Source organism: Xanthomonas sp. NCPPB 1068 (assembly GCF_041479385.2).
Taxonomy (GTDB): Bacteria; Pseudomonadota; Gammaproteobacteria; order Xanthomonadales; family Xanthomonadaceae; genus Xanthomonas; species Xanthomonas cannabis.
Genome location: NZ_CM192986.1, coordinates 4,377,126 through 4,397,159 on the forward strand (window position 1 = coordinate 4,377,126; position 20,034 = coordinate 4,397,159).

At 68.0% G+C, this 20,034-nt stretch carries 19 protein-coding genes and 1 other RNA gene; 15 read left to right on the forward strand and 5 right to left on the reverse strand.

The features are described from left to right. Window positions 1-101 precede the first annotated feature (101 nt). From pyrE to ACCQ12_RS18585, 10 genes are all read left to right on the forward strand, one after another. Window positions 102-761 carry an orotate phosphoribosyltransferase gene (gene pyrE / locus ACCQ12_RS18540; RefSeq protein ID WP_372382436.1) on the forward strand — a complete coding sequence of 220 codons (660 nt, stop codon included), beginning with the start codon at window positions 102-104 and terminating at the stop codon, window positions 759-761. A 22-nt stretch (window positions 762-783) separates the two neighbouring features. Beyond that, on the forward strand, window positions 784-1,449 hold the full coding sequence (locus tag ACCQ12_RS18545) for a hypothetical protein (RefSeq protein ID WP_184441264.1): 666 nt from the start codon (window positions 784-786) through the stop codon (window positions 1,447-1,449). 113 nt (window positions 1,450-1,562) lie between these two features. Further along, entirely contained in the window at window positions 1,563-2,360 is a 798-nt protein-coding gene (locus ACCQ12_RS18550; protein WP_039413394.1) for a ParA family protein, read from the forward strand. Next, window positions 2,360-3,289 (forward strand): ParB/RepB/Spo0J family partition protein, encoded by a 930-nt coding sequence (locus ACCQ12_RS18555; protein ID WP_039413397.1) that lies wholly within the window; start codon window positions 2,360-2,362, stop codon window positions 3,287-3,289. Before ACCQ12_RS18550 ends, ACCQ12_RS18555 begins: the two co-directional genes overlap by 1 nt. 34 nt (window positions 3,290-3,323) lie before the next feature. Beyond that, complete coding sequence (locus ACCQ12_RS18560; protein WP_039413399.1) at window positions 3,324-3,632, forward strand: helix-hairpin-helix domain-containing protein; 309 nt, start codon at window positions 3,324-3,326, stop codon at window positions 3,630-3,632. A 204-nt stretch (window positions 3,633-3,836) separates the two neighbouring features. Next, the gene (locus ACCQ12_RS18565) at window positions 3,837-4,802 is read left to right on the forward strand and encodes an SDR family NAD(P)-dependent oxidoreductase (protein ID WP_104581170.1); all 966 of its coding nucleotides are present in this window, start codon (window positions 3,837-3,839) and stop codon (window positions 4,800-4,802) included. Window positions 4,803-4,862: 60 nt separating this feature from the next. Next, window positions 4,863-4,934: non-coding RNA, sX9 sRNA (locus ACCQ12_RS18570), on the forward strand. Window positions 4,935-5,320: 386 nt separating this feature from the next. Further along, the gene (locus tag ACCQ12_RS18575; RefSeq protein WP_166744870.1) at window positions 5,321-6,043 is read left to right on the forward strand and encodes a glycosyltransferase family 2 protein; all 723 of its coding nucleotides are present in this window, start codon (window positions 5,321-5,323) and stop codon (window positions 6,041-6,043) included. After that, on the forward strand, window positions 6,043-6,384 hold the full coding sequence (locus ACCQ12_RS18580; RefSeq protein WP_039411109.1) for a lipid-A-disaccharide synthase N-terminal domain-containing protein: 342 nt from the start codon (window positions 6,043-6,045) through the stop codon (window positions 6,382-6,384). Before ACCQ12_RS18575 ends, ACCQ12_RS18580 begins: the two co-directional genes overlap by 1 nt. A gap of 340 nt (window positions 6,385-6,724) precedes the next feature. Further along, on the forward strand, window positions 6,725-7,252 hold the full coding sequence (locus tag ACCQ12_RS18585; RefSeq protein WP_372382437.1) for a hypothetical protein: 528 nt from the start codon (window positions 6,725-6,727) through the stop codon (window positions 7,250-7,252). A gap of 104 nt (window positions 7,253-7,356) precedes the next feature. On the opposite strand, the gene ACCQ12_RS18590 is transcribed toward ACCQ12_RS18585, so the two are convergent. Genes ACCQ12_RS18590 through coaBC form a run of 3 tightly spaced genes read right to left on the reverse strand, consistent with a single transcriptional unit; the run spans window position 7,357 to window position 11,444 of the window. Beyond that, window positions 7,357-9,702, reverse strand: coding sequence for a phosphomannomutase/phosphoglucomutase (locus ACCQ12_RS18590; protein WP_372382438.1), 2,346 nt, complete (start codon window positions 9,700-9,702; stop codon window positions 7,357-7,359). 12 nt (window positions 9,703-9,714) lie between these two features. After that, window positions 9,715-10,182 (reverse strand): dUTP diphosphatase, encoded by a 468-nt coding sequence (dut, locus tag ACCQ12_RS18595; RefSeq protein ID WP_039411114.1) that lies wholly within the window; start codon window positions 10,180-10,182, stop codon window positions 9,715-9,717. Further along, on the reverse strand, window positions 10,179-11,444 hold the full coding sequence (coaBC, locus tag ACCQ12_RS18600; RefSeq protein ID WP_372382439.1) for a bifunctional phosphopantothenoylcysteine decarboxylase/phosphopantothenate--cysteine ligase CoaBC: 1,266 nt from the start codon (window positions 11,442-11,444) through the stop codon (window positions 10,179-10,181). The genes dut and coaBC overlap by 4 nt, the downstream gene beginning before the upstream one ends. A gap of 96 nt (window positions 11,445-11,540) precedes the next feature. Between coaBC and radC the strand changes: the two genes are divergently transcribed. The 5 genes from radC (at window position 11,541) to ACCQ12_RS18625 (ending at window position 16,400) form a co-directional block, all read left to right on the forward strand. Next, entirely contained in the window at window positions 11,541-12,218 is a 678-nt protein-coding gene (gene radC, locus ACCQ12_RS18605; RefSeq protein WP_435808860.1) for a RadC family protein, read from the forward strand. Window positions 12,219-12,304: 86 nt separating this feature from the next. After that, complete coding sequence (gene argS, locus ACCQ12_RS18610) at window positions 12,305-13,993, forward strand: arginine--tRNA ligase (protein ID WP_372382440.1); 1,689 nt, start codon at window positions 12,305-12,307, stop codon at window positions 13,991-13,993. 175 nt (window positions 13,994-14,168) lie between these two features. Further along, complete coding sequence (locus ACCQ12_RS18615) at window positions 14,169-15,056, forward strand: SPOR domain-containing protein (protein WP_184390341.1); 888 nt, start codon at window positions 14,169-14,171, stop codon at window positions 15,054-15,056. 6 nt (window positions 15,057-15,062) lie between these two features. Beyond that, window positions 15,063-15,596: a hypothetical protein gene (locus ACCQ12_RS18620; RefSeq protein WP_355605523.1), complete on the forward strand. Its 534-nt coding sequence runs from the start codon at window positions 15,063-15,065 to the stop codon at window positions 15,594-15,596. Window positions 15,597-15,644: 48 nt separating this feature from the next. Continuing rightward, on the forward strand, window positions 15,645-16,400 hold the full coding sequence (locus tag ACCQ12_RS18625; RefSeq protein ID WP_372382441.1) for an SDR family NAD(P)-dependent oxidoreductase: 756 nt from the start codon (window positions 15,645-15,647) through the stop codon (window positions 16,398-16,400). Window positions 16,401-16,648: 248 nt separating this feature from the next. On the opposite strand, the gene ACCQ12_RS18630 is transcribed toward ACCQ12_RS18625, so the two are convergent. Continuing rightward, window positions 16,649-17,776, reverse strand: coding sequence for an acyltransferase family protein (locus ACCQ12_RS18630; RefSeq protein ID WP_166744876.1), 1,128 nt, complete (start codon window positions 17,774-17,776; stop codon window positions 16,649-16,651). 324 nt (window positions 17,777-18,100) lie between these two features. Beyond that, the gene (gene speA, locus ACCQ12_RS18635) at window positions 18,101-19,987 is read right to left on the reverse strand and encodes an arginine decarboxylase (protein WP_355582130.1); all 1,887 of its coding nucleotides are present in this window, start codon (window positions 19,985-19,987) and stop codon (window positions 18,101-18,103) included. Window positions 19,988-20,034 lie beyond the last annotated feature (47 nt).

Sequence of the window (20,034 nt, forward strand, 5' to 3'; positions counted from 1 at the left end):
CGGGAATAGAGAGTCGTAAAGCCTACCCCAGGCGCGTGCGGAAGGCTGCCGGCGCGCGATGCGTTTACCATTCCCGATCCCCGATTCTCCATTCCCGTCCAATGACCAACCACCGCACCCGTTTCCTGCAGCTGGCCCTGGGCGCCGATGCCCTGCGCTTTGGCGAGTTCACGCTCAAGTCCGGGCGCGTCAGCCCGTACTTCTTCAATGCCGGGCGGTTCGATTCCGGGGTCAAGACCGCGGAACTGGCGCAGTGCTACGCCGATGCGATCGATACGGCCGGCGTGGAGTTCGACCTGCTGTTCGGCCCGGCCTACAAGGGCATCCCGCTGGCCACCGCACTGGCCTGTGCCTATGCCGGGCGTGGGCGTGACCTGCCGTTGGCGTTCAACCGCAAGGAGGCCAAGGACCATGGCGAAGGCGGCACCCTGATCGGCGCGCCGCTGGCCGGGCGCAAGGTACTGATCGTGGACGACGTGATCACCGCCGGCACCGCCATCCGCGAGGCCCTGGGCATCATCCGCGCCGCTGGCGGTACGCCGTCGGGCATCGTGGTGGCGCTGGACCGGCAGGAGATCGCCTCCGAGCAGGATCGCCGGTCGGCGGCGCAGGCGGTGGCGGCCGAGGCCGGTATTGTGGTGATCGCAGTGGCCAACCTCGCCGATCTGCTTGCTTTTGCGCAAGGAAACGCCGACCTTGTCGGCTACCGGGAACCGCTGCTGGCCTATCGTGGCCGCTACGGAACCGACACCACAGGCTGACGGCAGGCGACAGGGGGCTGCGATGATGCCGAGACACACACGTTTGGCATTGCTCGCTGCCGTCGCGGCAGCCGTCGTCATGGCCCCTGGCCTGGCACAGGACAAGCCGACGGCCAAGAAACTGTATTGCTGGAACCAGAACGGCGCCCGGGTGTGCAGCGACACGCTGCCACCGGAGGCGGTGAACCAGGCGCGCGACGAGTTCAACGTCAAGAGCGGGCTGCGCAGCGCCGAGGTGCAGCGCGCGATGAGCAGCGACGAGCGTGCTGCCGCTGCGGCCAGCGAGCAGCAACGCCAGGCCGATCTGGCCGCCGAGCAGATGCGCCAGCGCACCGACCAGGCGATGCTGATGTCGTATCAAAGCGAAGACGACCTGCGCCGGGTGTTCCACGAGCGCATCGCCATCGTCGACAACAACATCCACACCGCGCGCTTCAATGTGACCAGCCTGCGCGAAGGGCTGGCCAGCATGCTGCGCACGGCCGGCGACCGCGAACTGGCCGGCCAGGCCGTGGCCGACAAGCTGGCTGGCGACATTCAGCAACGCCATCGCGAGCTGATGGCGCAGTTGCGCCTGCAGACCAGCTTCGAGCAACAACGGGTGGCGCTGGACGGCGAGATCGCCGACATCCTGCAGCGCTACCGCGCCATGAAGGAACCGCCCGGCGGCGCTCCGCCCGCCGGCTGAGCGGCGGCCGTCATTCCCGTCCAGGCGCACGGCCGCGGCGGGCGGCATTTCCCGATCCGACGCCCTGCCCGCATAATGGCCGGTCTTACTCCTTGCCCACGAGGCTCTCCCGCATGGCCCGGATCATCGCCATTGCCAACCAGAAGGGCGGCGTCGGCAAGACCACGACGGCAGTCAATCTGGCGGCCGGCCTGGCGCGCGCGCCCAAGCGTGTGCTGCTGGTGGATCTGGACTCGCAGGGCAATGCCACCATGGGCAGCGGCATCGACAAGCGCGATGTGGCCGCCTCCACCTGCGATCTGCTGCTGGGCGAAAACACCGCGGCCGAGATCCGGGTCACCGCGCCGGAAGGCTTCGACCTGCTGCCGGGCAACATCGACCTGACTGCCGCCGAGATCCAGCTGATGGACCAAGGCGAGCGCGAACAGCGGCTCAAGCGCGCTCTTGCGCCGATCCGCGACGAGTACGACTTCATCCTGATCGACTGCCCGCCGGCGCTGTCGCTGCTGACGCTCAACGCGCTGACCGCGGCCGATTCGATCATCGTGCCGATGCAGTGCGAGTACTACGCGCTGGAAGGGCTCACCGCGCTGCTGGAAACCATCGAAGCGCTGCGCGCCAACCTCAACCCGGCGCTGGAAATCGAAGGCGTGCTGCGCACGATGTTCGACATCCGCAACAACCTGGCCAACGCGGTGTCGGCGGAGCTGACCGAGCATTTCGGCGACAAGGTGTTCCGCACCATCGTGCCGCGCAACGTGCGCCTGGCCGAGGCGCCCAGCCATGGCCAGAGCATCGTGGGTTACGACCGCAGCTCCCGGGGTGGCGTGGCCTACCTGGGGCTGGCCGGCGAAATCGTGCGCCGCCAGAACGACCGTAACAAGGCCGTCCGGCCCGTGGAGACCGTCTGATGAGCAAGCCGCCTCTGGCAAAGAAGCGCGGCCTGGGCCGTGGCCTGGAAGCGCTGTTGGGACCGAAGGGCGCAGCAGCGGCAACGGCGCCCGGCGCAACCAGCGACGACGTGCTGCAGCCGGGTGACACGTTGCGCCAGTTGCCGGTAGGCCAGCTGCAACCGGGCAAGTACCAGCCGCGCCAGGAGATGGACGAGGTCAAGCTCGCCGAGCTGGCGGAGTCGATCAAGGCGCAGGGCGTGATCCAGCCGATCGTGGCGCGCGAGCTGGCGCCGGGGCAGTTCGAGATCGTGGCCGGCGAACGCCGCTGGCGCGCCTCGCAGCTGGCCGGGCTGACCGAGGTGCCGGTGGTGGTGCGCGAGCTGGACGACCGCACCGTCATCGCGATGGCGCTGATCGAAAACATCCAGCGCGAGGATCTCAACCCGCTGGAAGAAGCGCAGGCGCTGCAGCGGCTGATCGACGAATTTTCGCTGACCCATGCCGAGGCCGCCGCAGCGGTGGGCCGCTCGCGGGCCTCGGTGTCCAACCTGCTGCGGTTGCTGGAATTGCCGGTGGCGATCCGGGTGCTGCTGGAAACCCGCCGCCTGGAAATGGGCCATGCGCGGGCGCTGCTCACGCTGGCACCGGAGCTGGCCAGCAAGCTGGCACAGGAAGCGGCCGACCAGGGCTGGTCGGTGCGCGAGGTCGAACACCGTGCGCAGCAATTCGCCGCCGGCAAGGTGCCCGGTTCGCTGCGCAAGGGCAAGCCGGTGGCCGCAGCTCCGCAGGCCGATATCGCCTCGCTGCAGACCGAACTGTCCGAGTCGCTGGGCACCAAGGTGGTGTTCAACCATGGCCGCGGCGGCAAGGGCAAGCTGGTGATCCATTACACCGATCTGGACACCCTGGAAGGCGTGCTGGAACGCCTGCGCGCGCAGCGCGGCTGATCGCGGCCGCAGTCCAACAGGATCCTCGTCGGCAATGAATCCCGCCAAGGTGGACCGCCAGCATCTGCTGCAGCTGACCGACCTGCCCAATGTCGGGCCGGCCTGCGAAAAGGACCTGCGCCTGATCGGTATCCGCGTGCCTGCGCAGCTGCGCGGTCGTGATGCCTACGACATGCATGCACAGCTTTGCCTGCGCACGGGCGTGCTGCACGACCCCTGCGTGATCGATGTGTTCCTGTCGATCGTGCGTTTCATGGAAGGCGAGCCGGCGCAGCCGTGGTGGAAGTTCAGCGCCGAACGCAAGGCCAAGCTCGCCAGCGAAGCGCCGCTCGCCCTGCGGTGAACGACCACGCATGGCGCGTTGCCGTCCTTCCCTGGAGCACCGCATGAGCCGCGCCCACCGCGAGCCGGGCCTGGCGCGCTGCGCACTGCAGACGCGTCAGCAGCATCAACCCGCCGGCGCCGCATTCAGCCATGCCTGTGGCGGCCGGCGCATGCAGATCAGTCGCACCGGCCTTTTGTTTCCGCATTTTTCAGGATCACAGCCATGACCATCCTCGTCACCGGCGCCGCCGGTTTCATCGGTGCCTACACCTGCCGCGCGCTGGCCGCGCGTGGCGACACGGTGGTGGGCCTGGACAACTACAACAGCTACTACGATCCGCAGCTCAAGCACGACCGGGTTGCCGCGTTGTGCCCGGACATCGATCTGCGCACGCTGGACCTGACCGACCGCGATGGTCTGGCGGCGCTGTTCGACGAGATCCGGCCCACCCGCGTGGTGCATCTGGCCGCGCAGGCCGGGGTGCGCTACTCGCTGGAAAACCCGCATGCCTACGTCGACAGCAACCTGGCCGGCTTCGTCAACATGCTGGAGCTGTGCCGGCACCGCGGCGTACAGCACCTGGTGTATGCCTCCAGCAGCTCGGTGTACGGCGATTCGGCCACGCCGCCGTTCTCCGAAGACCAGCGCGTGGACCAGCCACGCTCGCTGTATGCGGCGACCAAGGCCGCCAACGAATTGATGGGCTACACCTACGCGCAGTTGTACGGCCTGCGCGCGACCGGGCTGCGCTTCTTCACCGTGTATGGCCCGTGGGGCCGGCCGGACATGGCGCCGCTGCTTTTCAGCCGCGCGGTGCTGGCCGGGCGCCCGATCGAGGTGTTCAACCACGGCAGGATGCAACGCGACTTCACGTTCGTGGACGACATCGTGGCCGGCGTGCTCGGCGCGCTGGACGCGCCGAGCAGCGAGCCGGTACCGCACCGGGTGTTCAACCTGGGCAACCACACCCCGGTGGAGCTGGAATATTTCATCGACGTGATCGCGCAGGCCGCCGGCCGGCCGGCCGACAAGGTCTACCGGCCGATGCAGCCGGGCGACATGATCCGCACCATGGCCGACACCCGGCGCGCGCAGGCGGCGTTCGGCTTCGACCCGGCCACGCCGGTCGAACGCGGATTGCCGCAGGTGGTGGACTGGTGCCGCAGCTACTTCGGCGAGCGCGCTTAGAGCGGCCGACAGCGCTGCTGCGCAGCCGCTAGGCGGGTCCGGCCGGTGCCCGGAATCGGCATGGTCGGCTCGTACATTCCGGTTCCTGCGCGCCCTCCGCACCCACCTGGCCATCGTTCACTAGGTCTAGCCGCTCTCGGCCCTGGTCGGGATCGGTGTGTTGGCGGCTGCCGGAGGCGCGCAGCATGGATTGCGGTGGCTGACCGGTGTGGTTTTGGGCTGCGAGGCGACATCGCATGGCCATCTTGCCGCCTCTCGTCACCCACGCAGCAGCTGATCGCAGGGCAGCGTGCAGTGCAGATCGCGGTGCAAGACTCTGGCGTGGCTGCGCTGAAACGGCAAGATCCGGGTATTCGCCCGCGCCGTTGCCGTCTCTGCTCGCGCCCAACCACACGCTACAGGCCGCTTGCGGGTCGCAGCCCGGCACATGAGGTGTGCTTGCTTCATGCCTGACTCAGACAGTCAGGGCACAATGCGCGATCTTTTTCGCTCAGCCTTCATCCGGCCACCACGAATCCATGAGCCAACCTCAGCTTTCCGTCGTCGTCCCGGTGTTCAATGAGCGCGACAACGTCGCGGCCCTGGTCGAGGAAATCACGCGCGCCTTGCGCGGGGTGGTGGCCTTCGAAATCGTCTATGTCGACGACCATTCGCGCGATGACACCCTGGCGGTGCTGCAAGGCCTGAAGGCCACCACGCCGGAGCTGCGCGTGCTGCATCACGTGACCCAGAGCGGTCAGAGCACGGCCGTGCGCAGCGGGGTCAAGGCCGCGCGCGCCAGCTGGATCGCCACGCTCGACGGCGATGGCCAGAACGACCCGGCCGACATCCCCAAGCTGCTGATCGCGCGCAGCCAGGCACAGGCGCAGGTCAAGTTGTTCGCCGGGTGGCGGGTCAACCGGCAGGACTCCGGCTCCAAGCGCTGGGCCAGCAAGTGGGCCAATGCGATCCGCTCGCGCATGCTGCAGGACAATACGCCCGACACCGGCTGCGGCATCAAGCTGTTCGAGCGTGAGGCGTTTCTGGACCTGCCCTATTTCGACCACATGCACCGCTATCTGCCGGCCCTGATGCAGCGCGCCGGCTGGCGCACGGTGAGCGTGCCGGTGAACCACCGCCATCGCACCGCCGGCGTGTCCAAGTACAACAACCTCAATCGCGCCCTGGTGGGTATCCGCGACCTGCGCGGCGTGGCGTGGCTGATCACCCGCAGCAAGCGCACCGTGGTGGAGGAACGTTGATGGAACCGTCGTTTCTCGACCAACAGCTGACCTGGCTGTACTGGACCGGCATCCACGTCACCGGCTGGAAGCTGATCGGCTATGTGGGCGCGCTGATGTTCGGCGGCCGCTGGCTGGTGCAGTTCGTGGCCTCCAAGCGCGCCGGCAAGCCGGTGATCCCACGCCTGTTCTGGTACATGAGCGTGGTCGGCAGCCTGATGACACTGAGCTACTTCGTGTTCTCGGCCAAGCAGGATTCGGTAGGCGTGCTGCAGAACCTGTTCCCGGCATTTACCGCGTTCTACAGCCTGTATCTGGACGTGAAGCATCGCGGCTGGAAGCGCGATCGCGCGGCGCATTGATGTGTTGCGGAATTGCGGACGTGCGCGGTCACCGGCGCTGGCGATGGCCCTGCGGTCGGGATGGGTGTCGCCAAGCCGCAGGGGTTGATGGACGTCTGAGGGCGCGACTGACGTTTGGCATGTGCTGTGATGCGGGCGCGTAGACCAGACGCATGGCGTCTGCCGCGGTCCGGTGCGTGTGCCGACTGTGTGGCGACCGGATGGATCCGTGATGGCGGGTTGTCACGCGCGAGCGCCGGCGCTCGGTAGCCGAGTCGTACACAAGGCTGCGAAGGTTACCGACCTGCGCGCGGGCAGCTGGCCGATAGTGCCGCCATCACCCCGTCGGCAGGCTGTGCGCATGTCCAGCGCGCGCCACTTTCCCCTGCCCCTGCCGGCGCCCACTGCGGCGTGTTGGTCGCTGTGCCTGCATGCACATCAGGGTGTGCCCTTGTTTGCAGACTGGCGCTGCGCGCGTGCTGCAGCCGCCAGTCTGGCCCTGCCGGGCCAGTGGCCTGGCGCGCGGCTGCTGTGCTGGGTACTGCTGCCACAACGGTGGTGCGCCCTGGTGCAGGCACCGGGCAAGGCCACCGTGCTGCAGCTGGCGCTTGCTGCACGACAGGCCGCCGGCGATGCCGTCAATCGTGCGCGCGGGCGCGGCGGCACGGTCTGGCAGCCGGACATCGAAGCGACCGCGCTTGCGCCGCAGGCCGACCACCGCCACTTTGCGCGCAGCCTGGTGGCCTTGCCGTTGCGCGCCGGCCTGGCCGAGCGGATCGGCGCGTATCCGTATTGGGATGCGGTGTGGTTGCCCGACCAGCGCGACCCTGCACCACTGCGTGCGCCCCACCCTCCAGCGCAGCTGACGGCAACAGGTGGCGCGCGGTGAGCCGCGTCGACGCCGGTGCGCTCCCTCAAGGCAGGCGGTCGATGTCTGTCGGCGCGCACCCTGGAGTTCTACAGGCAGGGCGGTGCGTCGCAAGCGTGCGGTGTTCAGAACGCCAGTGGGTGCTCCGGCAGCAGGGCCTGCAGTTCGCTGCGGAACAGCGCGCGGATGCGCTCCAGCGCGGCCTCGCTGTCGGCCTCGAAACGCAGCACCAGGATCGGCGTGGTATTGGAGGCGCGCACCAGGCCCCAGCCGTCCACGAAGTCCGCGCGCAATCCGTCTATCGTGGACAGGCGCGCCGATTCGAACGGCGATTCTTCGCCGGCCTGCGCACGCTCCACAAACCGTGCCACCAGCGCATGTGCATCGCCGTCCACCGGGACCTTGATCTCCGGCGTGGACACGCTCTCGGGCAGCGCGTCCAGCACCTCGGACGGGGTTTCCTCGCGCTGGGCCAGGATCTCCAGCAGGCGTGCGGCGGCATAGATGCCGTCGTCGAATCCGTACCAGCGCTCCTTGAAGAAGAAGTGCCCGCTCATCTCACCGGCCAGTTCGGCGTCGGTCTCGCGCATCTTGGACTTGATCAGCGAATGCCCGGTCTTCCACATCAGCGGGCTGCCGCCGTTGCGCAGCACATAGTCGGACAGCTTGCCGGTGCACTTCACATCGTAGATGACCAGCGCGCCGGGATTGCGCTGCAGCACGTCGGCGGCAAACAGCATCAGCAAGCGGTCCGGGAACACGACAGTGCCTTCCTTGGTGACCACGCCCAGGCGGTCGGCATCGCCGTCGAAGGCCACGCCGATGTCCGCATCGAAGCGCTGCACCATGTTCACCAAGTCGTCGAGATTGTGCGGCTCGCTCGGGTCGGGGTGATGGTTGGGGAAGGTGCCGTCGATGTCGCAATACAGCGGCACGACCTCGGCACCGATGGCCTCCAGCAGGCGTGGCGCGATGTCGCCGGCCGCACCATTGCCAGCGTCCACCACCACCTTGATCGGGCGGTCGAGCTGCACGTCGTCGGCAATGCGCTGGATGTAGGCGTCGCTGATGTCGCGCTGCTCCAGGTCGCCAGGCGTGGCCGCGGTGTGCAGCCGGCCTTCGTTGATGCGCTGATGCAGTTCGGTGATGGCCGCGCCGGACAGCGTCTCGCCCCCGATGACGATCTTGAAGCCGTTGTAGTCCGGCGGGTTATGGCTGCCGGTCACCGCCACGCAGCTGCCGGCGCGCAGTTCATAGGCACCGAAATACACCACCGGCGTGGGCGCCAGACCGATATCGGTCACGTTGCAGCCGGCACGCCGCAGGCCTTCGATCAGGCCAGTGGTCAGCTCCGGCCCGGACAACCGCCCATCGCGGCCCACCACCACATCGCGCAGCCCCTGCGCCTGCATCACGCTGCCGATGGCCTGGCCGATCAGCGCTGCAACCCCGGGATTGAGCTCCTTCCCGACCACCCCGCGGATGTCGTAGGCGCGGAACATTTCGGTGGCGACCTGGACCACCGGCAACAGCGGCGGTGGTGCAGGCGATACCGCCTGGTCCAGCGCACGCGCGTCGCTGGCAAGGCTGGCGTCGTGCTGCAGGCTTTGGCTGAAGGTGGGTTCGTCGGCCGCAGTGTCGCCGGCAACGCGACGACGTGGCAGTGCCACCCGGCCACGGCTGGCCAGCACCAGCAACACGGCGATGGCCAGCAGCAAGGCGGCCACGATGGCGCACCCCAGCGCGCCCAGACCCAATGGGCCGTCGTCGCTCTGCGGTACCGCAGCGGCCACACGCAAGCCACTGGTGCCGAGCGGGCGTGCCAGGGTTTCGGCGGCATCGGCCAGGCCCACGTCGCCTTGTTGGGCCACGTTGTAGCTGCCCTGGCGCAAGGCCAGATAGGCACTGCCGGGCACGGCGATCGCATCCAGCGGGCCGGTCAGGCGCAGCAGCGGCAGCCGGGCATACGCCACCGCCGGCTGCGCGCCCAGGCGTACTGCGGCGGCCACGCCCAAACGCACCTGCCTGGCATCGCGCACCACATGGACCTGTGCACGCTCGGCCACCAGCGCCGATTCGAGCAGGCTCAGTCGCGCATAGCCGAAGTCCTTGGGATTGGCATAGGCGGCGGCCAGATCGCCGGGCAGCACCTGCACGTCCTCGGCGCCCTTGAAGCGCTCGCGGATTGCCGAGGCGGCGGCCAGCGCATCGCCGTTGGCCAACGCAGCGGCCACCGGTGGCTGTTTGAGCACCGCGTCGAGCTGGCTGGCCTGCGCAGACATCGCCTGGCTGACACCCTGCACGGCGCGATCGCGCGCCTGTTCCAGGTCGTGCGCAATCGCATCCTCACGCCATTGCGTGTAGCTGCTCCAGCCAAACCAGGCCGCCAGCAGCACCAGCACGCCCCCCAGCACCGGACCACTCGTACGCACGCTGGACATCGACTGCCTGCGCTCGTTCGCCTTGCTCATGTGACTCCCCCGTCAGCGCACGCCGGTGTGGCCGAATCCACCCGCTCCCCGCGCGCTGTCGACGAAAGTATCCACCACTTGCAAGCCCACGCGCACGATCGGAAGGATCACCAATTGCGCAATCCGGTCGCCCGGCTCGATGGTGAAGGCCTCACGGCCGCGATTCCAGGTACTGATCAGCAGCGGCCCCTGGTAGTCGGCATCGATGAGCCCGGTGCCGTTGCCCAGCACGATGCCGTGCCGATGGCCCAGCCCCGAGCGCGGCAGGATCACCGCGCACACCTGCGGGTCGGCCAGATGGATGGCGATGCCACTGGGAATCAGCGCCGCATCGCCCGGCTCCAGCGTCATCGGCGCTTCCAGGGCCGCGCGCAGGTCCATGCCCGCGCTGGCTTCGGTGGCGTAGGCCGGCAGCGGCCACAGATCGCCGAAGCGCGGGTCGAGCAGCTTCACCTGCAAGGACTGGGTCGGGATGCTCATGCCTGCAATCTCTCCGCGATCAGGGCCAGCAATTGGTCGGCCAGTTCGGTCTTGCTGCTGCTGGGAAACACGCGCTCGCCCCCCTGCCAATAGGCGGTGGCGGCATTGTTGTCGCTTTCGAACCCGCCGCCTTCGATCCCCACCTGGTTGGCGATGATCAGATCCAGCCGCTTGGCTGCCAGCTTGCCACGCGCGTAGTGCTCCACGTCGTGCGTTTCGGCCGCAAATCCGACCACCAGCTTGAGCGCACCCGTCTGCGCGGCCACCTCGGACAGGATGTCCGGGGTGCGCACCAGTTCCAGGGTCAGAGTTTCGCCGGTCTTCTTGATCTTCTGCGCGACCACCCGCTTGGGGGTGTAGTCGGCCACCGCGGCGGCGCCGATGTAGATGTCGGCCGGGAATGCACCCAGTACCGCATCGCGCATCTGCGCGGCCGAGCGCACGTCGATGCGCTGCACACCGGCCGGCGTGGTCTGGTGCACCGGCCCGCTGACCAGCACCACCTCGGCGCCCTGGCGGGCCGCGGCGGCGGCCAGGGCATAGCCCATCTTGCCGCTGCTGCGATTGCCGACGTAGCGCACTGGATCGAGGTCTTCGAACGTGGGGCCGGCGCTGATCACGATGCGCAGGCCCTCCAGTTGCGCGCTGCTGGGCACGAAGGCCGGCGCAGCACTGACCGACGGCGCGGCGGCGAGCGTGGCGGCATCGCCCGCCAATGCCGCAATGATCGCCGCCGGCTCGGCCAGCCGGCCGGGGCCGGATTCGCCTTCGGCCAGCGGGCCGTCGTCCGGGCCCACCACGGCCACGCCGCGCGCACGCAACGTCGCCACGTTGGCCTGGGTGGCCGCGTGCAGCCACATACGATGGTTCATGGCCGGGGCCACGGTCAGCGGCGCAGTCGTGGCCAGGCACAGGGTGGTGACCAGATCGTCGGCCAGACCGTGCGCCAGGCGCGCCAGCAGGTCGGCGGTGGCCGGGGCCACGACCACCCGGTCGGCCCAGCGGGCAAGCTCGATATGCCCCATCGCCTGCTCGGCGGCGCTGTCCCACAGCGTGGTGCGGGCCGGGTGCCCGGACAGCGCCTGAAAGCTCAGCGGGGTGACGAACTGTTGTGCGCCGGCGGTCATGGCGACCTGCACCTGTGCGCCGGCGTCGCGCAGGCGACGGACCAGTTCAAGCGATTTGTAAGCGGCGATGCCTCCGCCGACGCACAGCAGCAAACGCTGTCCGTCCAGGGGGCGGGCCTGAGTGGAGCCGATCACGTCGGGGTCGTCCTACGGTTACAAGGACAACTAGATTAGCCGATGCCCCCGCTTGGCCTGATGGGCGTCGGCGATGAGCACCGGCAATCTCGCCATATGCACATACACGACTGGCCCACCCACGAACGTCCGCGCGAGAAACTTCTGGCGCGCGGTGCCGCTGCGCTTTCCGATGCCGAGCTGCTGGCGATCTTTGTCGGCTCCGGGCTGCGCGGCCAGGATGCGGTGCAGACCGCGCGCGATCTGCTGGATCGCCACGGCCCATTGCGCCCGCTGCTGGATCGTCCGCCCAAGGTCCTGGCGCGGCTGCCCGGGCTGGGCCCGGCCTCGGCGTGCAAGCTCAGCGCCGCGATGGAGCTGGCGCATCGCCACCTGATGAGCGAGCTGGAGCGTGGCGACGTGCTCAGCGACCCGCTCAGCGTGGGCCACTATTTTTCGCAGCGGCTGCGCGCGCGGCCCTACGAAGTGTTTGCGGCGCTGTTCCTGGACAATCGCCATCGCGCAATCGCCTTCGAGGAGCTGTTCACCGGCACCATCGACGGCGCCGATATCCATCCGCGTGAAGTGGTGCGCAAGGCGCTGCTGCACAACGCTGCGGCGGTGATCGTCGGCCACAACCACCCCTCCGGCAATCCGGAGCCGTCCGAGGCCGACCACGCAGTCACCGTGCGCCTGTCGCAGGGCCTGGAACTGGTGGATATCCGCCTGCTCGACCATTTCGTGATCGGCGATGGCCGCCCCGTCTCGCTGGCCGAGCGCGGCTGGCTGCAATGAGGCCGCCGCGTTGACCTGAACCATCACCCGGACCCCAGGGCCCGCGGTCGGGTAAAATCGCTGGTTTGGTTTCAAGCAGATCCCACGTGAAAGCCCTACTCCGCGCACTGATCGGCCAAGGCATCGAAGCCTTGCGCGCCAACGGCACCCTGCCTGCCGACACCCTGCCGCCGGATTTTGTGGTCGAGCGACCCAAGACACGCGAACACGGCGACTTCGCCACCAATGCGGCGATGCTGCTGGCCAAGGCGGCGCGCAGCAATCCGCGCGCGCTGGCGCAGGCGCTGGTGGCCGCACTGCCGGCCAGCGAGGACGTGGCCAAGGTCGAGATCGCCGGCCCCGGCTTCATCAACTTCCACCTCGCCCCCACCGCCTACCAGCGCGAAGTGGCGCATGTGATCAAGCAGGGCCACGACTATGGCCGCGGCCTGGCCGGAAACGGCCGCTCGGTAGGCGTGGAATACGTCTCGGCCAACCCGACCGGCCCGCTGCATGTCGGCCACGGCCGCGCAGCGGCGATCGGCGACAGCCTGGCGCGCGTGCTCGACGCCAATGGCTGGAACGTCAAGCGCGAGTTCTACTACAACGATGCCGGCGTGCAGATCGAAAACCTGGCGTTGTCGGTGCAGGCACGCGCGCAGGGGCTGACCCCCGACAGCGTGGGCTGGCCGGAGAACGGCTACCGCGGCGACTACATCGCCGACGTGGCCAATGCCTATCTGGCCGGCGACACCGTGGACCTGGAAGGCCACCTGGTCACCGGCACCAAGGATCCGGCCGATTTTGAATCGATCCGCCGCTTCGCCGTGGCCTATCTGCGTAACGAGCAGAACCACGACTTGGCCGCCTTCCGCGTCGACTTCGATATCTATTTCCTCGAGAGCTCGCTGTACAAGGACGGCAAGGTCGAAGAGGCGGTGCAAAAGCTCATCGCCTCCGGCCACACGTACGAGGAAGGCGGCGCGTTGTGGCTCAAGTCCACCGACTTCGGCGACGACAAGGACCGCGTCATGCGCAAGTCCGACGGCACCTACACCTACTTCGTGCCGGACGTGGCCTACCACCTGACCAAGTGGCAGCGCGGCTACGAGCGCGCGATCACCGAACTGGGCGCCGACCACCACGGCTCGCTGACGCGCGTGCGCGCGGGCCTGCAGGCGCTGGAACTGGGGATCCCGCAGGGCTGGCCGGAATACGTGCTGCACCAGATGGTCACGGTGATGCGTGGTGGGGAGGAAGTGAAGCTGTCCAAGCGTGCCGGCAGCTACGTCACCCTGCGCGATCTGATCGAAGAAACCAGCGCCGATGCGGTGCGTTGGTTCCTGATTGCGCGCAAGCCCGATTCGCAGCTCACCTTCGACATCGACCTGGCACGCGCGCAGAGCAACGACAACCCGGTGTTCTACGTGCAGTACGCGCATGCGCGCGTGTGCAGCGTGCTGCGCCAGGCGCAGGAAAAGGGCTACAAATACGAGCAGGGCCACGGTCTTGCCCAGCTCGCCCGGCTGGACGATGAGCACTCGCTCACCGTGATGCTGGAGCTGTCGCGTTACCCGGAAGTGGTGGAAATCGCCGGTCAGGCACTGGAGCCGTACCAGATCGCGCAATACCTGCGTGAATTGGCGCACGCCTTCCACACGTGGTATCACAACAGCAAGGTGCTGGTGGACGATGCCGCCGAGCGCGACGCCAAGCTCACCCTGGCGGTCGCGACGCAACAGGTGCTCGCCAACGGCCTGGAACTGCTCGGCGTCAGCGCCCCGGAAAAGATGTAAGCGCTGCGGGAAAACACAGGCGCGGCGATCGACTGGGCGTGCGCGGCCCGCGCGGTCGCAGCGCGCGCGGGCCGTGCCACCTGCCGGGCGCAACCGCCTGACGGCGACGCGGATCGCGCGCGCTACACGCAGGGCCTTCCACGGCCCGCAACGACATGATTCGGAGAAGTGGTAGATGGCAGCACGACGCGGTAAGAGCCAGGCACGACGCAACACCAGCAATGGCACCCCCGGTTGGGTGTGGTTGGTGGCGGGCGCCGCGATTGCGGCAGTGATCTTCCTGGCCGCCCCCAACCTGTTCAAGAAGGACGGCGACGGCTTCCTGCGCGTGGGCCCGCGGGCCAACCCGGACGCCCAGCCCGAACCGGTGGCCGACGCCGACACCGATACCCCGGCCGAACTGCCCAAGCCCAGCACGCCGCCTGCCAAGCCGCAGCCCAAGCCCGGCGATGCGCAGACCCAGTACGACTTCTATACCTTGCTGCCCGGCAAGGAAGTGCAGATGTCCGATGCCGAGCTGGCCGCCAGCGCACGCGCCGAAGAGGCCGCGCGTGCGCGCGCAGCGCTGGAAGGCAAACCGGTGCCGCCAGCACCCGGTGCGGCCGCGAGCGTGGCCGCTGCCACGCCAGCCGCCAGCGTGCCGGTGCCCTTGAACGAATCTGCCGCCAGCGTACCCAAACCGCTGCCGGAAACCGCTCCGGCACGGCCGGCAGCCACGCCGGCGCCGGCCGGCACAGCGGCCATCACCACGCCCGCGGCCACGGCGCCGAAGCCTGCGACGACGCCTGCGGCTGCAGCGCCCTCGCCCGCTGCAGCGGCGGTGACCGACAACACCCGTTACATCCTGCAGGCCGGCTCGTTCGGCGCTTCCGGCGATGCCGAATCCACCAAGGCCAAGCTGGCGATGATGGGGCTGGCCGCACGCGTGGAATCGGCCGAAATCAGCGGGAAAACCGTCTATCGCGTGCGCATGGGGCCGTACGGCAGCGCCGGCGAACTGGCCGAGGCCAAGCAGAAACTCACCGGCAGCGGCCTGCCGGCCATTGCGATCAAGGCGCAGTAAGCGCGCATGCTGCGTCGCTGCGCCGGGCTGTTGCTGGGAACGCTGGCACTGACCGGCACGGCGCAGGCCACCGATCAGATCCGCGACCGCATCCAGATCGACGGCCAGCAGGCAACGTTGCTGGCCGAGCCGTTGTCCGGGCCCCTGGATGACCCGGCCACCTGGACGCGCTTCGTGGCGCACGCACGCAGTGCGATGGGCAGCTGCACCGCCAACTGGCGCGGCTATCGCGCGGACTGGCGTCTGGACGCGCAGCAGCTGGTGCTCGATCGCGTCGTGCTGGGCGCCTGCGCCGATGCGCCACCGACCTTGCCGTTGGAGGTCCTGTTCCCCGGCCAACCAGCGCCAGTGCCGGCCGTGTGGGTGGATGGCGAAGTGATCGTCGCACTGCCGTCCACCGCGACGCCTGCCACGCACGCAGCGGGCGCCTACGTGGTGCTGCGGCTGCGCCGTGGTCATGTCGTCTCGCGCGAGAGCTTGACCGAAGAAATGCTGCGTGCCCGGCGTGCCGCAATGGCAAGTCCGCCCCCTGCGCTCTGAAACTGCCTTGCAGTGAGTCCTGAATCCCCCGTCCCCCTGGAGTTCCGCATGTCCAAGACCGTCCTGATCACTGGTGCCACCTCCGGATTCGGCAGCGCTGCGGTGCGCCGTTTCGCCGCCGCTGGCTGGAAGGTCATTGCCACCGGCCGACGCGCCGAGCGCCTGCAGGCGCTGGCGGCCGAGATGCCGGCCGGCCAGGTCCACACCGCCGCGTTCGACATGCGCGATGCGCAGGCCCTGTCGGCTGCCATCGACGCGCTGCCGCCGGCGTTTGCCGACATCGATGTGCTGGTCAACAACGCCGGCCTGGCGCTGGGCACCGCGCCGGCGCAGCAGGCCGACCTGGCCCAGTGGCAACAGATGATCGACACCAATGTCACCGCGCTGGTCACGCTCACCCATCGCCTGCTGCCGGCGCTGATCGCGCGCCGCGGCGCCATCATCAACATCGCCTCGGTCGCGGCCACCTACCCATACACCGGTGGCAACGTCTATGGCGGCACCAAGGCCTTCGTGCAGCAGTTCTCGCTGGGGCTGCGCGCGGACCTGCACGGCACCGGCGTGCGCGTGACTTCGATCGAACCCGGCATGGCCGAAACCGAATTCACCCTGGTGCGCACCGGCGGCAACCAGGCCGCCTCGGACACGCTGTATCGCGGTGCCACCCCGATGACCGCCGACGACATCGCCGAGCAGATCTTCTATGTCGCCAGCCTGCCGGCCCACTTGAACATCAACCGGCTGGAAATCATGCCGGTGACGCAATCGTTCGCCGGATTTCAGGTGGCGCGCGACGCGCAGTGACGTGCCGCGGCATGCTGGACGCATGCATCGGCAAGGGCTGAGCGCGCACGGATGCAGGACGCCATCGCGCAATGCCTGAGAAGCCGCGCACTGCGCGGCCTTTCTTGCAGGAACGCGTTCATGCGACCAAGGCACGCGCGCGTGGCAACGGCGATGCCGCGTAGCGTCGTTTGCCAGGCAATCATCGGCATGAGATCGATGGCCGAAGTCTGACCAGAGCGCACGCAGCAGCAGTCGGCGTGAGCGCGCTACGCCGACTCGGCACCACCGGCCGGCCTGGCGCGCTGCCGCAGCACCATTCCACGCAGGCGCAGGAAAGGCCGCTCCACCGCGTAGTGCAGCAACGCGCCCACCAGCAGCGCCACCCCGCCATAGACGGCAAATGCGAGCAGGCCGTGGCTGTCCAGCGCGGCGCCGAGCCAGCCCTGCGTCACATGGAACATGGCCTTGTGGGTCAGATACAGGCTGTAGGAGATGGCTGCCAGCCACGCTGCGCCCGGCACCCGCAGCCGGCCGAAGGCGCTGCCGGTGGCAGTGCCGGCCAGCACGAGCAATGCCAAGCCCAGCGAAAGCACCGGCCAGCCCACGGCATTGCCGATCAGGCCGGTGCGCTCGCGAAACAACCACATCGCCAGCGCCAGCACCGCCACGCCCGCCAGCAACCACGCGCTGCCGTACTGCTGCAGCCGTTGCCAGGTCTGCGGGCGGAAGACCTTCAGCACCGCGAGCATCACACCGGCCAGCAGGCCATCGAGACGGTTCCAGGTGGGGTAGTAGATATCTTCGACGAACCAGTTGCGCTGCTGGCCACCGCCGATCTGGTCCAGCGCGGTGTTATGCAGCCAGGCGCTGGTGCGCAAGGCGATGCCTGCCACCACCACTGCCATGCATAACGCGATGAATCGCCCGGCCGACGGGCGCCGCAGCAACACCATGGCCAGTAGCGGAAACACCAGATAGAAGTGCTCCTCCACGCAGAGCGACCAGGCATGCGAAAACGCAGCCTGCTGGCCGTAATCGACGAACAGGTTCAGGGTGAAGGTGGCAAACATCCACCACGGCGCCAACCCGGGCGCTTCGCGAAACCCCGGCCATGTGATGTAGACGATCAGCACCAGCAGAAATGCCGGCAGGATGCGAAAGGCGCGACGCAGGTAGAAATCGGTGAAGTCCAGCCGCTGCCCGCGCGCCAGCGGCGTCAGCACCTGGCTGCCGATCAAAAAGCCGCTCAGCACGAAGAACAGGTCCACGCCCATCCAGCCATAGCGCGACAGCCACGCCCAGTCCGGCCCCAGCCCGCCGACCACGAACGAATGGAACAGCATCACCCAGACGATGGCGATGGCACGCAGCAGGTCCAGGGCGGGATAGCGCATGCGCACGCTCGATGACCGAAGGACGGCGATTGTGCCGCATGGCCGGTGTGATGGCGCCGGGATGTGGCGGCCGTGTCGTTGCCTTTGCATCGGGCAGCGCCGCCCGGGCATGCCATGCGACCGCAGATGGTCCCTGCCGGTGATGCGCGCATCGCCATCCATCAGCCGCAACGCAGGTGCAGGTCAACCTGGTGGGGGTACGACACCAGCACCGCGATCGTCGCGCCATCGCAGCAGCTGCTGCCGCTGCCATTCCAGGCGAGCGGCGTGACACGGCTCCAGCGCCCTACTGCGCGCCACGGCAGTGCCGCAGCGCGTGCACGATCAGCCCAACGGTTCGTCGGACAGATAGGTGTAGCCGGTCAGCCCGGCTTCCAGCGCGTCGCTCAGTTCCTTTGCGCGCTCCGGTGGCAACTGCGCGGCGGCGATGCGTTCGGCGTAGGTCGCGCGCAGCGTATCCAGCTGATAGCCCACGTAGTCGAGCATCACGTCGGTGGTATCGCCGCGACGCTGCTGCACGATGCGATAGCCATCGCCATCCACCGCCACTTCCACCGCGTCGGTATCGCCGAACAGGTTGTGGATGTCGCCGAGAATTTCCTGGTAGGCACCGACCAGAAAGAAGCCGATGCGGTAGCTCTCGCCCGGGTTCAACGTGTGCAACGGCAACGAGCTGTCCAGGCTCTCGTTCTCGACATAGGTCTTGACCATGCCATCGGAATCGCAGGTCATATCGGCGATGATGCCGCGCCGCTGCGGCGCTTCGTTCAGGCGTTCGATCGGCACGATCGGAAACACCTGGTCGATCGCCCACACATCCGGAATCGACTCGAACACGCTGAAGTTGACGAAGTACTTGTCCACCAGCCGCTCGTTGAGCTCGTCCAGCACCGGGCGGTGGCTCTTTTCGTCGAAGCTCAACCGCGCACGCACGCCGTGCGCGATGGCATAGAACAGATCATCGATACGCGCACGATGGGTCAGGTCGATCTGGCCCAGGGCGTAGGCACTCAAGCCTTCGGCATGAAAATGCTGCGCCTCCTGGAACAGTTCTACCGCCGGGCGCACATCCAGTTCGTCGTGGATCTCGCGCAGGTGGCGGATGGCTGCCGGTTCATCGTCGTGCGCATCGGGCACGCGGCCTTCCGGCGCCTGCTCCACTTCGGAGACATTGGCGATCAGCACCGCATGGTGCGCAGTCATCGCGCGCCCGCATTCGGTGACGATGCGCGGCGGGGTCAGGCCGTGCTCTTCGCAGGCGCTGGCCAGCGGCTGCACGATGTTGCTGGCGTACGAATGCAGGCCGTAATTGATCGAGCAATAGCTGCGCGAGCGGGTGCCTTCGTAATCGATGCCCAGGCCGCCACCGACGTCGACATGGCTGATCTTGGCGCCCAGCCGCGAAAGCTCCACGAAATAGCGGGTGGCCTCGCGCATGCCGTTGGCGATGTCGCGCACGTTGGAGATCTGCGAGCCCATGTGGAAATGCAGCAGATTCAGGCTGTCGGCGTACTCGGTGTCGCGCAAGGTCTTCCACAGGTCCAGCACCTGCCGGGGCGACAGCCCGAACTTGGCCTTGTCGCCACCGCTGTTCTGCCACTTGCCCGCGCCCAGCGAGGCCAGGCGCATACGCACGCCCAGGCCCGGCTTGACGTCCAGCGCGCGTGCTTCTTCCAGCACCAGCTTCAGCTCGGAAGGCTTTTCGATCACGATGAAGGTCTGCAGGCCCAGCTTGCGCCCGATCAGCGCCAGGCGGATGTATTCGCGGTCCTTGTAGCCGTTGCACACGATCAGCCCGCCCGGGCGCGACAGCGCCAGCACCGCCATCAGCTCCGGCTTGCTGCCTGCTTCCAGCCCGAAGCCGTCGCCGTGGTGGCCGGCCAGGGTGCCGGCCACGCCGCGGTGCTGGTTGACCTTGATCGGGTACACGGCGGTATAGCCGCCGGCGTAATCCCACTCCGACTGCGCCTGCGCAAACGCTGCCTGCAGCTTGCCCAGGCGCTGGCCCAGGATGTCCGGAAAGCGCACCAGCAGCGGCAGCTTGGCGCCGGCCGCACGCGCGGCGTCCACCACTTCGGGCAGCGACACCGACGGGCCGCCGGCGGTCGGGCTGACCACCACGTGGCCGGCGGCGTTCACATCGAAATACCCATCGGCCCAATGCGGGATCGAGTAGGTCTTGCGGGCTTGGTCGAGGGACCAATCGCTCATTTCGCTGTCTCGGCTGGAATAAAAAAGGGCGTGAAGTGTAACGCCTG